The sequence below is a fragment of the Paraburkholderia nodosa DSM 21604 genome (genome assembly GCF_000519185.1).
In the GTDB taxonomy this organism is placed as follows: domain Bacteria; phylum Pseudomonadota; class Gammaproteobacteria; order Burkholderiales; family Burkholderiaceae; genus Paraburkholderia; species Paraburkholderia nodosa.
The window spans coordinates 45,641-58,867 of the sequence record NZ_JAFA01000001.1 but is presented as its reverse complement, the minus strand read 5'-3'; the positions used below and the strand labels follow the sequence as shown (position 1 = coordinate 58,867).

At 67.5% G+C, this 13,227-nt stretch carries 11 protein-coding genes; 7 read left to right on the top strand and 4 right to left on the bottom strand.

The window, feature by feature from the left end; genetic code table 11:
* Nucleotide 1 precedes the first annotated feature (1 nt).
* The 5 genes from A3CW_RS0100270 (at nt 2) to A3CW_RS0100250 (ending at nt 4,849) form a co-directional block, all read left to right on the top strand.
* Nucleotides 2–835 carry an SPOR domain-containing protein gene (locus tag A3CW_RS0100270; RefSeq protein ID WP_028201765.1) on the top strand — a complete coding sequence of 278 codons (834 nt, stop codon included), beginning with the start codon at nt 2–4 and terminating at the stop codon, nt 833–835.
* A 201-nt stretch (nt 836–1,036) separates the two neighbouring features.
* On the top strand, nt 1,037–1,690 hold the full coding sequence (locus tag A3CW_RS0100265; protein ID WP_028201764.1) for a thiol:disulfide interchange protein DsbA/DsbL: 654 nt from the start codon (nt 1,037–1,039) through the stop codon (nt 1,688–1,690).
* 11 nt (nt 1,691–1,701) lie between these two features.
* On the top strand, nt 1,702–2,478 hold the full coding sequence (locus A3CW_RS0100260; protein ID WP_035512105.1) for an SDR family oxidoreductase: 777 nt from the start codon (nt 1,702–1,704) through the stop codon (nt 2,476–2,478).
* A 178-nt stretch (nt 2,479–2,656) separates the two neighbouring features.
* Nucleotides 2,657–4,279 (top strand): ABC transporter substrate-binding protein, encoded by a 1,623-nt coding sequence (locus tag A3CW_RS0100255; RefSeq protein ID WP_035512103.1) that lies wholly within the window; start codon nt 2,657–2,659, stop codon nt 4,277–4,279.
* A 243-nt stretch (nt 4,280–4,522) separates the two neighbouring features.
* Nucleotides 4,523–4,849 (top strand): hypothetical protein, encoded by a 327-nt coding sequence (locus A3CW_RS0100250; protein ID WP_028201761.1) that lies wholly within the window; start codon nt 4,523–4,525, stop codon nt 4,847–4,849.
* Nucleotides 4,850–4,927: 78 nt separating this feature from the next.
* Here A3CW_RS0100250 and A3CW_RS0100245 read toward each other — a convergent pair whose 3' ends face one another.
* The 3 genes from A3CW_RS0100245 to A3CW_RS44715 all read right to left on the bottom strand — a co-directional run bounded on the left by A3CW_RS0100245 (nt 4,928) and on the right by A3CW_RS44715 (nt 9,754).
* On the bottom strand, nt 4,928–5,938 hold the full coding sequence (locus A3CW_RS0100245) for a sulfate ABC transporter substrate-binding protein (RefSeq protein WP_028201760.1): 1,011 nt from the start codon (nt 5,936–5,938) through the stop codon (nt 4,928–4,930).
* Nucleotides 5,939–6,081: 143 nt separating this feature from the next.
* Nucleotides 6,082–6,861, bottom strand: coding sequence for an enoyl-ACP reductase FabI (fabI, locus tag A3CW_RS0100240; protein ID WP_028201759.1), 780 nt, complete (start codon nt 6,859–6,861; stop codon nt 6,082–6,084).
* A 139-nt stretch (nt 6,862–7,000) separates the two neighbouring features.
* Complete coding sequence (locus A3CW_RS44715) at nt 7,001–9,754, bottom strand: DUF3141 domain-containing protein (RefSeq protein WP_063750786.1); 2,754 nt, start codon at nt 9,752–9,754, stop codon at nt 7,001–7,003.
* 495 nt (nt 9,755–10,249) lie between these two features.
* On the opposite strand from A3CW_RS44715, the gene A3CW_RS0100230 reads away from it, so the two are divergent.
* On the top strand, nt 10,250–11,191 hold the full coding sequence (locus tag A3CW_RS0100230; RefSeq protein WP_028201758.1) for a bifunctional enoyl-CoA hydratase/phosphate acetyltransferase: 942 nt from the start codon (nt 10,250–10,252) through the stop codon (nt 11,189–11,191).
* Between the two features lie 23 nt (nt 11,192–11,214).
* On the top strand, nt 11,215–12,444 hold the full coding sequence (locus A3CW_RS0100225; protein WP_028201757.1) for an acetate/propionate family kinase: 1,230 nt from the start codon (nt 11,215–11,217) through the stop codon (nt 12,442–12,444).
* A 116-nt stretch (nt 12,445–12,560) separates the two neighbouring features.
* On the opposite strand, the gene A3CW_RS0100220 is transcribed toward A3CW_RS0100225, so the two are convergent.
* Nucleotides 12,561–13,172 carry an RBBP9/YdeN family alpha/beta hydrolase gene (locus A3CW_RS0100220; RefSeq protein WP_028201756.1) on the bottom strand — a complete coding sequence of 204 codons (612 nt, stop codon included), beginning with the start codon at nt 13,170–13,172 and terminating at the stop codon, nt 12,561–12,563.
* Between the last annotated feature and the right edge of the window lie 55 nt (nt 13,173–13,227).

Below are 13,227 nucleotides of genomic sequence, written 5' to 3'. Positions count from 1 at the left end.
TTTGCAGGTGATTCAGACGATGGCAAAACCGCGCCGCACTACAAAACAGCAGTCGAAGCAGTCCGGGGGAACCTTTCTCGGCATCGTGCTGGGCCTGATCGTCGGCCTTGCGATCGCGGTGGTCGTGGCGCTCTACATCACGCGCGCGCCCACGCCGTTCGTCTCGAAGGTCGCGCCGCCGGCCGCTTCCGACGTCAGCCAGAACAACGAGCAGGTCGACCCGAACCGCGCGCTGCAGGGCAAGTCGCCGGGCCAGCCGGTGCCGCAGGCCGCGCAAAGCACGCCGCCCAACACGGCGCCGGGCCAGACCACGAACCAGTCGCAGTCCTCGGGCATGCTCGAAGAGCCGCAGATCGTGGAAGTGCCGCCCTCGGGTTCGAACAGCAACGCCGCCAATAACAACGGCGTGGCCGTCGCGCCGCAACCGTCGACGGGTGAAAACGTCACGAGCGGCACGGCGATCGCGAAGAAGCCGCAGTCGGCCAGCAACCCGGCGCAGATCCTCGCGAACAACCAGCCGCAGAAGCCCGCCAACGCGGTGCCGACGCCCCCGGCCGCCAAGCCCGGCAGCGTCGCGCCCGCACCGGGCGACGCCAACACCGGCTACTTCCTGCAGGTGGGCGCGTACAAGACCTCGGGCGACGCCGAGCAGCAGCGCGCGCGCCTCGCGTTCCAGGGGTTCGAGTCGAAGGTGACGCAGCGCGACGCCGGCGGCGTGACGTACTACCGCGTGCGCATCGGTCCGTTCACGAAGTTCGACGATATGAACTCGACGCGTCAGCGCCTGTCCGACGCCGGTATCGATACGGCCGTCATCCGCTTCACGAAGCAGTAATCGTCTTCCGCGCCGCGCACCGCGCGCCCGCCCACCGAAGCCGCAGCAGAGCGGCGTTCGCGTGAGGCCGGGCCGCGGCGCGCGGCGAGTCCGTCAACAAGCAACACCCGCGCAGCACCCGCACGCGCCAGCTTCGCGCCAACGGCGTCCTGCGGCAGACAACCGGCCGCCGCCGGTCCAAGAACAGTGGATTCCTACGCCATGAAACGACTTCTCGGTACGCTTTTTCTCTCGCTTTCGCTGATCGCCGGTGTGGCCCACGCCTCGGCCGAGGCCCCCGTGGCCGGCAAGGACTACACGATCCTGAAGGCGCCCCAGGCGCTCGACGTGCCCGCGGGCAAGATCGAAGTGATCGAGTTCTTCTGGTACGGCTGCCCGCACTGCAATGCGTTCGACCCGTATCTCGAAGCGTGGATCAAGAAGCAGGGCCCGGACGTCGTATTCAAGCGCGTGCCGGTGGCGTTCCGTGACGATTTCATCCCGCACTCGAAGATGTACTACGCGCTCGACGCGCTCGGCCTCGCCCAGAAGCTCACGCCGGTCGTGTTCCACGAAATCCACGTGAACAAGAACTACCTGCTCACGCCGGAAGACCAGGCGAAGTTCCTCGCGACGCAAGGCGTGGATGCGAAGAAGTACATGGAAGCGTACAACTCGTTCTCGACGCAGAGCGCGCTGCAGCGTGACAAGGCCCTGCTCGATGCCTACAAGATCGACGGCGTGCCGACCATCGCCATCCAGGGCAAATACGAAACCGGCCCGGCCATGGTCCAGGGTCCGGAAGACAAGGCGCTGCCGGGCACGGCCCAGGTGATGGACTTCATCATCTCGCAGATCCGCGCGAAGAAAATGTGAGGGTTAGCGCCATGCAAGACGCGCCACTGAAGGTCTTCATCACCGGCGCGTCGAGCGGCATTGGCGCCGCGCTCGCAGCCGTTTACGCGCGGCAGGGCGCCGTCCTCGGGCTCGTCGCGCGCCGCGGCGAGGCCCTTGCCGGCTTCCGGCAGTCCCACCCCGATCACCCCATCTCCATCTATCCCGCCGACGTGCGCGACGCCGATGCGCTCGCCGCCGCCGCGCGCGACTTCATCGCCCAGCACGGCATGCCCGACATCGTGATCGCCAATGCGGGCGTGAGCCGCGGCGTGCTGACGGGCGAAGGCGATCTCGCCACGTTCCGCGACGTGATGGACACCAACTACTTCGGCATGGTCGCCACCTTCGAGCCGTTCGCCTCGGCGATGGCGCAGGCCAGACGCGGCACGCTCGTGGGCATCGCGAGCGTGGCCGGCGTGCGCGGGCTGCCGGGCTCGGGCGCCTACAGCGCCTCGAAAGCCGCCGCGCTCGCCTATCTCGAAGCGTTGCGCGTCGAAATGCGCCCGTTCGGCGTGCCCGTGGTCACCATCGCGCCAGGCTACATCCGCACGCCGATGACGGCGAAGAACCCCTACCGTATGCCCTTCCTGATGGACGCGGACCAGTTCGCCGCGAAGACCGCGCAAGCGATCGCGCGCGGCACGTCGTTCGCGGTGTTCCCCTGGCCGATGCGCGTGGCCGCCACGATGCTGCGCGCGCTGCCGCGCTGGGTCTACGACCGCGTGTTCGAAAAGGCGCCGCGCAAGCCGCGCACGGCGAGCCACTGAGCCGCACCGGTTCGCCACACGGCGCCTCCATGCCATATGGGTATGTGGATTAAATTGTTGTCTCGGCAATTTCCCTTCGATAAGCTTGGCTCGTCCGGGCGCCCTTCTGAGCCTTCTCGCCTCTCCTGAATCGAACAAAACGGGGCGCCGCCCGCCACCGAAGAACCACGGAGATCCCATGCGCTTCACCTCGCCCACCGCGCGCACGCTTGCGCCTGCTTTCGTGCTCGCGGCCGCGCTTGGCGCCGCGTTCGCGGCCACGCCCGCGCTCGCCAAACCGCTGACGGTCTGCACCGAGTCGAGTCCCGACGGCTTCGACGTCGTGCAGTTCAACTCGCTCGTCACGACCAACGCGTCGGCCGACGTCATCTTCAATTCGCTCGTGGCCTATGACGAAGCGCAGAAGAAGGTCGTGCCCGCGCTCGCGGACAAGTGGGAAGTGAGCGCCGACGGCCTGACCTACACGTTCCATTTGCGCCCCGACGTGGCGTTCCAGACGACCGCATGGTTCAAGCCCACGCGCACACTCAACGCCGACGACGTGGTCTTCACGTTCGATCGCATGCTCGATGCAAACAATCCGTGGCACAAGGTGGCTGGCGCGAGCGGCTTCCCGCACGCGCAGTCGATGGGCCTCGTGAAGCTCGTGAAGGCGGTCACGAAGGTCGACGCGAACACGGTGAAGTTCGAGCTCAACGAGCCGAACGCCACGTTCCTCTCGATCCTCACGATGGGCTTCGCGTCGATCTACTCCTCCGAGTACGCCGACCAGTTGCTCAAGGCCGGCAAGCAGGTCGACCTCAACGCGAAGCCGGTGGGCACGGGCCCGTTCGTGCTCAAGAGCTACACGAAGGACGCGGTGATCCGCTACGACGTGAACCCGACCTACTGGGGGCCGAAGCCGAAGGTGGACCGCCTGATCTACGCGATCACGCCCGACGCCGCCGTGCGCGCGCAGAAGGTGAAGGCCGGCGAATGCCAGATCGCGCTCTCGCCCAAGCCGCAGGACGTGGCCGCGGCGAAGGACGACAAGTCGCTCAAGGTGGTGGAAACGCCCGCGTTCATGACGGCATTCGTCGCGCTGAACACGCAGAAGAAGCCGCTCGACAACCAGAAGGTGCGCCAGGCGCTGAACATGGCGTTCGACCGCACGACGTACCTGAAGGCGATTTTCGACAACACCGCCACGCCCGCGACCAACCCCTGGCCGCCCATCACCTGGGGCTACGACAAGTCGATCCAGCCGTATCCGTATGACCCGGCGAAGGCGAAGCAGCTGCTCGCCGACGCGGGCTTCCCCAACGGCTTCGCGACGACGATCTGGGTGCGCCCGAACGGCAGCGTGCTGAACCCGAACCCGCGCGCGGGCGCGGAGCTTTTGCAGGCCGATTTCGCGAAGATCGGCGTGAAGGCGGAGATCAAGGTGATCGAGTGGGGCGAGCTGATCAAGCAGGCGAAGCAAGGCCAGCACGACACGCTCTTCATGGGCTGGGCCGGCGACAACGGCGACCCCGACAACTATCTCTCGCCGCTCTTTAGCTGCAATGCGGTGCAGTCGGGCATCAACTTCGCGCGCTTTTGCGATCCGCAACTCGACAAGCTGATCGCCGAAGGCAAGGCCACCGCCGACCAGGCGAAGCGCGTGAAGCTCTACGAAGCCGCCCAGCAGATCATCCACGATCAGGCGCTGTGGATCCCGCTTGGCTACCCGACCGCCGCCGCCATCACGCGCACGAACGTGAGCGGCTATCAGGTGAGTCCGTTCGGACGCCAGAACTTCGCGAGCGTCGCGGTGCAGTAACGACAGGAGCCGCGCCGGGCGTTCGCGCCCGGCGCGCCGATTACAGACCTGCCCCGACGATCACGAATTGAAACAGGCCCGCCTGCGCCAAACATGCGGGAAGCCCGCCGCAGGCGGGCGAGCGCCCTTTCCTCCCATTACCGCCGGTAAAATTCGCGCGCAGTTTGTTGCAGTTTGGTAACTCAAGCCGGCGAGCGCCCAGCTACATTGAAGCCATCGAATCTTCAACCGAAGGGGCTCAAAATGAAAACCAAACTCTTTGCCGCGCTGGGTGCTGGAGCGCTCATCCTGGCCGCCTCGCAAACCGCGATGGCCGGCGTGGTAGTCGGCCTGAACGTCGGCGTGCCCGCTCCGGTTTATGTTGCACCGGCGCCGGTGTATGTCGCGCCGCAGCCCGTGTATGTCGCGCCGCAACCCGTGTATGTCGCGCCGCGTCCGGTCTACGTCGCGCCGCCCGTGCGCGTGGCCTACGCGCCGGCTGTCGTGATCGGCTGGCACGGCGACCGCTACTGGGACGGCCACCGCTGGTACGGCCGCAACGAATGGCATGGCCGTCGCGGCTGGTACTAAACCCGCAGCCTGAAATGCGAAGCGCCTCGCAAATTGCGAGGCGCTTTTTTTACGCGGTGTCGTTATATCGCGCCCGGATTACTTGCGGTCCGCGACGATCTGATCGAACGTGCCGCCATCGGCGAAATGCGTCGCCTGCGCGTTCTGCCAGCTGCCGAACACCTGCTCGACCGTGAAGGTCTTGATCGGCTTGAACTCGTTTGCGTGCCTGGCGAGCACCGCGGCATCGCGCGGACGCAGATGGTGCTGCGCGATGATCTCCTGCGCGGCGGGCGAATACAGATAGTCGAGATACGCCTGCGCGCTCTTGCGCGTGCCGCGCTTGTCCACGACCTTGTCGACGATCGTCACCGGCGGCTCCGCCAGCAGACTCACCGAGGGATAGACGGCTTCGAAGTCCTTCGCACCCACGCCCGTATCGATGAGCGCCACTTCGTTTTCGAAGGTCACGAGCACGTCGCCGATACCGCGCTGCGTGAAGGTCGTCGTGGCGCCCCGGCCGCCCGCGTCCAGCACCGGCACGTTCTTCAGGAGCGCGCGTTCGAAGTCGAGCGCCTGGGCGTCGCTCGCGCCCTGCTGCTTGCGGTAACCCCACGCGGCCAGATACGCGTAGCGTCCATTGCCCGACGTCTTCGGATTGGCGATCACGACCTGCAAGCCGGGCTTGGCGAGATCGTCCCAGTCCTTGATGTGTTTGGGGTTGCCTTTGCGCACGAGGAACACCATCGTCGTCGTATAGGGCGCGCTCGCGTCGGGCAAGCGCGTGCGCCAGTTGGCGGGCACGAGATGACCCTGCTGCGCGAGCAGGTCGATGTCGTTGGGCTGGTTCATCGTCACGACATCGGCCTGCAGGCCTTGCAGCACCGAAAGCGCCTGCGCGCTCGACGCGCCGTGCGACTGCTTGATCGACAGGGTCTCGCCGGTCTTCTTCTGATTGTCGGCGATGAAGCTCGCGTTGATGTCCTTGTACAGCTCGCGCGTCACGTCGTACGAGACGTTGAGGAGCGAGGTCTCGGCGTGCGCCGCCGCTGCACTCAATGCGATGATGCTCGCGCCGAGCCAGCGCGCCGTGCGTCCCAAACCTGCCATGGTGATCCCCGTCTGTCGTTGAAAGGCGTTTCGGTCTGCCCGAATGATTTTCGTAAGCAGACCGAACGCTCGATTCTAGCGAGCCGGGGCGCACGGCTTATACCGATGCGAGCTTTGCTTTGCGGCTTTCGTGCTAAGGCCTGTTACGCCATGATGTGCGCGCCGCCGTCGATATACACGGTGTTGCCGCTCATGCGGCGGGCGTAGCGCGTGGCGAGATACGCGGTCGCGTAGCCCACGTCCATGATGTCGACGAGTTCGCCGAGCGGCGCGCGCTCCACGGCCTCGGCGAGCATGCGGTCGAAGTCGGGCAGCCCCGAGGCCGCGCGCGTCTTGAGCGGCCCAGGCGAGATCGCGTGCACGCGGATGCCGATCGGCCCGAGTTCGTACGCAAGATAACGGCATGACGCTTCGAGCGCCGCTTTCACCGGGCCCATCAGGTTGTAGCTGGGCACGACGCGGTTCGCGCCGTCGTAGCTAATCGCGAAGAGCGTGCCGCCGTGCGGCATGAGCGGCACGGCGCGCTTTGCCATGCGGATGAACGAGTGGCACGACACGTCCATCGCATACGCGAAACCCTGCGCCGACGAGTCGAGCAGGCCGCCCTGCAGATCCTCTTTCGGCGCATAGGCGATGGAGTGCAGCACGATGTCGAGCGCGCCCCACGTTTCGCGCACGGCGTCGAATACAGCGTCGAGCTGGCCGTCTTCCTCGACGTTCAATGGCAGCAGCAATTGCGCGCCCAGTTCGTTGGCGAGCGGCTCGACGTAGGGCTTGGCCTTGTCGTTCAGATAGGTGATGGCGAGTTGCGCACCGAGATCGGCGAACGCACGGGCGCAGCCGTAAGCGATCGAATCGGCGTTCGCCACGCCGGTGACGAGCGCGCGCATGCCGGCAAGCGGCCGTTCGGGAGGAGTATGCATGGCTGACCTCGCAGTGGAAAACGGCCAGTGATGGCCGCGGATGCAGTTGCCGATCTGGCTGCCGATGTATCGACCTCAAAACGACGCGCCGCATCGGTGGGGATGCGGCGCGTCCGGGGTGCCACGGGATTGGGCTTCGTTACTCGCTCGCGCTGCGCGTCGCGCGACGGCGCGTGGCCGTCGTGCCCGCGGCCCGCGTGGCGGTGGGCGTCGATGCCGCGCGCGAGCGGCGCGCCGCCGTCTTGGCGGCAGCCGGCGCCTTCTTCGCTTCGGCCGGTTCCGCGGTCTTCACCTTCACACCGGCGCGCGCCGCACGCATGGGTTTCGCGGGTGCGGCGTGTTCGCCCGCAGCGGCGGCCTTCGCACGGGAGGACTTCGCGGGAGCCGCAGGGGCTTCAACTTCAGGTTCCGCAGCTTGCGCGGCGGAGGATGCCTTGACGCCCTGTTCCGCGCTGCCGTCGCCAGCCGTACCGCCGCCAGCGCCCGAAACACCGCCGCCCTCCGACGACGACCCGCCGCCATCGAGCGGCGGCAGTCCCGTCTTCTCGCTGCCCGGCTCGACGCCCAGCGCGCGCTGCACGTGGCGATAGCGCTCGCGCCGCTCGCCTTCGAGCGGCCCGGACACGGTCGCGATGCGGTACACGGCCGCGAGCAGCGCGCGGCGCAACTTCATGTCGGGCACGATCTCGGGCAAGGCGTCGATCGCGGCCTGCGGATCGAGCTGCACGATCGCGCCCTGGCGGCGCGCCGCTTCCTTGAGCTCGGCGATGCTCGGCTGGCGATCGCCGAGATACTCGCGCGCGAGTTCGCGCATGCGCTGGAACGGGCGGTACTGCACGGTATGCATTTCGTCGACGATGTACGCGGCGATGCGCATGAACGCGTCGACGAGCGTGCCTTTCGTGAGATGCGCGCGCGCCGCGCGCAGGCGGTACTGCGCAAGCTCCTTGCGCAGCGCCATGAGCGGCGGCGCGATGGGCTCGAGCGGCTCGTTCGGCGTCACGCCCACCCACGCCTGCACCCACGGCGCGGTGTAGACGTTGTAGAAGGTGCTTTCGATCCAGGCATCGCGCGCGTCGCGGTACGCGTCCCACGAAGCCTCGATGGTCGCCGAAGTCTGCTTTTCGAGCAGCGTGAACGGATTGTCGGGCGCGGTCGGCTTGCGGTTGCCGCGCACCGCCTCCGCCATGGCGGGCAGCACGCCGAGCGCCGGGTTCGCGTCGCTCATCACGCTGCGCTCCACGCGCGACGGGTGCGACTCGCGCAGCGCGTGCGCGCTGAACGCATTGGTCGACGCGCGCACGAACGGCGAAACGAACAGGTCGTAGAGACGCTGGTTGTTCTCCGCGAAGCGGCGCACCACTTCGAAGGGCTGCTCGTCGTCGCGGCCGTCGTCGAGCGCGAGAATGTCTTCGATGGTGCGGCGCTCGAAGCGGATCTCGTAGCGCCCTTCGAGTGCTTCGAGGCGCGCGGCTTCCGGCGTCGAGTCGGTGATCTTCGCTTCGTAGAGGCCCGGCGGCAGCACGTCGATCAGGTCGAGCGCCGAGAATAGTTCGGTGTGCTCCTTATTGGCCACGCTCGCCGAAACGAAGATGCCCAGGTGGCCCACCTTGTCGTGCAGGCAGTACACGATCACCTGCTCGTTGGCGACGATCTCGTCAACGCTCGCGTACAGGTCGGGAATCCAGTTGAGCGCCTGCTGCGGCGGCGTGATGTTGTCGCCCCACGAAGCGAGCACGATGATTGGCGTGCGGATGTTGCGCAGGTCCACCGGCGAGCGCGCGTTCTTCGCGAACACCTCGTTGCGCGTGAGGTGATTGCCCACGAACAGGTTCTGCACGATCCAGTCGATCTCGGCGCGGTTCAGCTGGAAATGGCCGCCCCACCAGCGCTCGAATTCGAGGAAGCGCTCGCGCTCGGAATCGACCCTCGAATAGAGGTTGTAGAGCTTGCCCCAGTACGTGTTGGCGGGGTTGAGGTACTCGAAGTTCTGCACGAGATACGCGCCGTCGAAGCGGCCGTCGCCCAGGTCCGCGGCGAGCGAGGACATCCACGAGCCGCCCAGCATGCCGCCCGAATAGCGCATGGGGTTCTTGCCGCGCACGCCGGCCCAGTACGAGAGCGGCGAGCCCGCGAGCATGAGCGGGCCGACCAGCGCGGGCGCGGAAGCCGCGAGCAGCGTCGCGGCCCAGCCGCCCTGGCAGTTGCCGATGATGAACGGCAGGCCGTCCGCGTCGGGATGCAGCTCGCGCACGCGTTGCACGAACACGCCTTCGGCCTGCGCGACCGACTGGATCGTCTGCGTTTCGCAGGGCACCGGGAAGAAGGTCACGAAGTAGCACGGGTGGCCCTTGCGCAACGCGATGCCGACTTCGCTGTCCATCTTGAACCCGGCAATGCCGGGGCCGTGGCCCGCACGCGGATCGATCACGACGAAGGGACGCATGCGCGGGTCGGTCGGCACGCCCTCTTCGGGCTTGATGCGCAGGAGCGCGTAGTTGCACGGATCGTCGAGTTCGCGGCCGTCGACGATCACTTCGTAGTCGAATGCGAGCACCGGCGGCATGCCGGCCTGCTCGTGCACGTAAGTCTGGTTGCCGCGCTCGCGCAGCACGTCGAGGAACAGCACGCTGCGCTGCCAGGCGTCGTAGAGGTAGTCGCAGAACGGCTGCGCGGCCGTCGGCGCGGCCTGCGCCGATTCGATTGCCTGGTTCACTGCCGAGGAGACGGCCGAAGCCGCCTCGATCAGCGGCGTCTGGGGCGATGACTCCTCGTCGGATGCGCCCGCGAGGGGCCAGAAAGGCGCAAAGGGCCAGAAAGACGTGCCCGATGCGAGCGTGGGCAGAAACGAAAACGGCGACGAAACGAGCGGCGAGGAGGTGGGAACTGCCACGAGACGAATCTCCTTTAAGGGAGCACCCGCTCGCCTCGCGGCAAGCAGGCGCCAGGCCGGCGCGGGCCGTGGACGCGCGCCTTCACGACGAACGGCGCGCGGGGCCTGGCCGCTGCCCCTCTCCTGCCGCCCTCACAGCGGCGGCATAGCGGGCAACGGGGCCGGCAAAAGATATTCGCGGCCGCGTGCGCGCTTCGTGCGCCTCGCGACCGCGACGTGAAAAGAGCCAGATCATGTTGCACTGCGGCATCTAAAAACTTAGGCGTCAGCCCTGCGAAAGTCAAGGTTCGCGGCGGGCCTCGGGGCCTCCCCAATGATCGCAACGCCCTGTGAACGAAGCATGACAGCCGCGACTGCCGGGCCTGAGCGCGACGCGTCACGATGCCGCGCCGGCCTGGCGTGCATCCAGCCGACTGGCTCATTCGCGCTGGTCTACACTGTTACGGCTTTGCGCGCCGCAGCATGGTCCAGATGGACGCCCTAGTGGAGACCGCCATGACTTCATCGCCCGACAAGTATTCGGTTCTGCTCGCCCGTTGCGGCGGCCTCGCGCCCGTGCCCACCGCCGTGGCGCATCCCTGCGACGTCTCCTCGCTCACCGGGGCGCTCGACGCGGCGAACCTCGGCTTGATCGTGCCGATCCTCGTCGGCCCCGAGGCGAAGATCCGCGCGGTGGCCGAGGAAGCCGACCTGCGCCTCGATGGCATCACCCTCATCGACGCGCCGCACAGCCACGCCTCCGCCGAACTCGCAGTGCACGCCGTGCGCGAGGGCCAGGCCGAACTGCTCATGAAGGGCAGCCTGCACAGCGACGAACTGCTCCACGAAGTCGCGCTCGCCGCCAATGGCCTGCGTACCGAGCGGCGCCTCTCGCACGTGTTCGCGATGGACGTGCCCTCGTACCACAAGCCGCTTTTCATCACCGATGCGGCCGTCAACATCTTCCCCAAGCTCGCCGACAAGGCCGACATCGTGCGCAACGCGATCGATCTCGTGCAGTCGCTGGGCGTAGGCACGCCCAAGGTCGCCATTCTCGGCGCCGTGGAAACCGTGTCCGAAAAGATGCCCTCCACCATCGACGCCGCCGCGCTCTGCAAGATGGCCGACCGCGGCCAGATCACGGGCGGCCTGCTCGATGGCCCGCTCGCCTTCGACAACGCGATCAGCGCCGAAGCCGCGCGCATCAAGGGCATCCACTCGGCCGTGGCAGGCGACCCCGACATCCTGCTCGTGCCCGACCTCGAAGCGGGCAACATGCTCGCCAAGCAGCTCACCTTCCTCGCCGGCGCGGAAGCGGCCGGCATCGTCCTCGGCGCGCGCGTGCCGATCATCCTCACGAGCCGCGCCGACAGCGTGCGCTCGCGCATCGGCAGTTGCGCAATCGCCGTACTGCTCGCGCATGCGCGGCGCGCGCGCAAAGCCACGGAGATCCTGTGAGCAGCGTCCAAGCCCAGCCGGCCATGGAAGGCCATGTCGTGCTCGTCGTGAATGCGGGTTCGTCGAGCATCAAGTGTTCGGTGTTTCGCGTGATCGAAGACGACCACGTGGAGGGCGGTGCGCGCGCGCTGCATGGCGCGGGCGGGCAGATCGAGGGCATCGGCGTCGCACCGCGCGTGGTCGCGCATATGGCCGACGGGCGCCTGATCGTCGACGAGAAGTTTCCGGTCGCCCAGGTCGCCGATCACGACGCCGCGTTTCGCCTCCTGCGCCTCGTGCTCGCCGTGGGCCTGCGCGACACGCCGCCCGCCGCGATCGGTCACCGCGTGGTGCATGGCGGCGCGCGCTACGCCGACGCGGTGCTCATCGACGACGAAGTGATCCAGGAGCTCGACTCGCTCACACCGCTCGCGCCCCTGCATCAGCCGCACAATCTCGCCGCGATTCGCGCGGTGCGTCAGGCCGCGCCCGAGCTGCCGCAGGTAGCGTGCTTCGACACCGCGTTCCACGCGGGCAACGACATCATGGCGCAGCTCTTCGCGCTGCCGTACAGCTATTACGGCGAGGGCGTGCGGCGCTACGGCTTTCACGGCCTCTCGTACGAGTACATCGCCAAACACCTGCATCAGGTCGCGCCCGACATTGCGCGAGGGCGCGTCGTCGTCGCGCACCTGGGCAACGGCGCGAGCCTGTGCGCGATCAAGGACGGCAAGAGCGTCGAGACCACCATGGGCCTCACCGCGCTCGACGGCCTGCCCATGGGCACACGCTGCGGCGCGCTCGACGCCGGCGCCGTGCTTTGGATGATGGCGAAGGGCATGGATTACGACGCCATCGAGAAGGTGCTGTATCAGGAGTCGGGCCTGAAGGGCCTGTCGGGCCTGAGCAGCGACATGCGCGAGCTGCTCGCGAGCGGCAGCGACCGGGCGAGGCTCGCGATCGACTTCTATACGTATCGCATCGCGCAGGACGTGGGCAAGCTCGCCGTGGTGCTGGGCGGGCTCGACGCGCTCGTGTTCACGGCGGGCATCGGCGAGCACGCCGCGCCCGTTCGCGCGCAGGTGTGCGAGCGGCTCGCGCCGGTCTTCGGCACCGTGCTCGACGCGCAAGTCAACGAGGTGGGCAGCAGTAACGGCAACGAGCGCGTGAGCGCGCGCGAAAGCCGTGTTCCCGTTTTCGCGATCCGCACCGACGAAGAAGGGATGATCGCGCTCCATACGGCAAGGTTGTTGCGAGCGGCGCTCAGGCACTGAGCGGGCCTCGGCCGGCTTCGCCAAAGGACAGAGCAGGCTCGCCAGTCGCTACAGCATGGCGGGTCTGTGCAACCCTTTTGCGGAGGTTCGAACACGGCGCTGCGGTTCGCCGCGCCTCAGGCGTACGCCGGACCGCCCTCGTCGAATGCCGCGTCGCGCAACCGCCCCGGCGCCGCGCCATGGACGAGCGTATCGACGAAATACTTCGCGCGCGGCCACGGCCCGAAGCCGGCCGCCGTGTTGATGTGCCCTGCATCGCCGAGATTCACGAACGTGCTGTTCAGTTGCCGCGCGAGCGCGCGGGCGCCTTCGAGCGGCATCCACGGATCGGTTTCGCTGCCGATGAGGATGGACGGCACGGGCAGCTGCCGCGCCTCGAACGCGCCGGCAAAGCGGAACTTCTCGGGACTCGCGGGCGCGACGAACAGCACGCCGGCAATGTCGGCGCCGCTCTCCCCCAGCACGCCGGTGTGCAGCGCATGCGCCGCCACGAGGCAGCCGAAGCTGTGCGCGGCCAGCAGGAACGGCCCGCGCTCGCCGGCCAGCCGCCGTGCGAGCCCCGCGCCCCAGACTGCAAGATCGGGCGCGTCCCAGTCGTCCTGCTCCGCGCGCAGCGAGCGCGCGAACTGGCGTTCGAGCCAGCTCTGCCAGTGAGCGCCGTCGCTGCCGTGCAGGCCCGGCACGGTGACGAGGCGGGGCGGCCAACGCATTTGCGCGCACGAAAGCATGATTTTTTCCTCGCTGGAACACGGCGTGAATCGATTGTGGCCTGCGAGCCGCGTG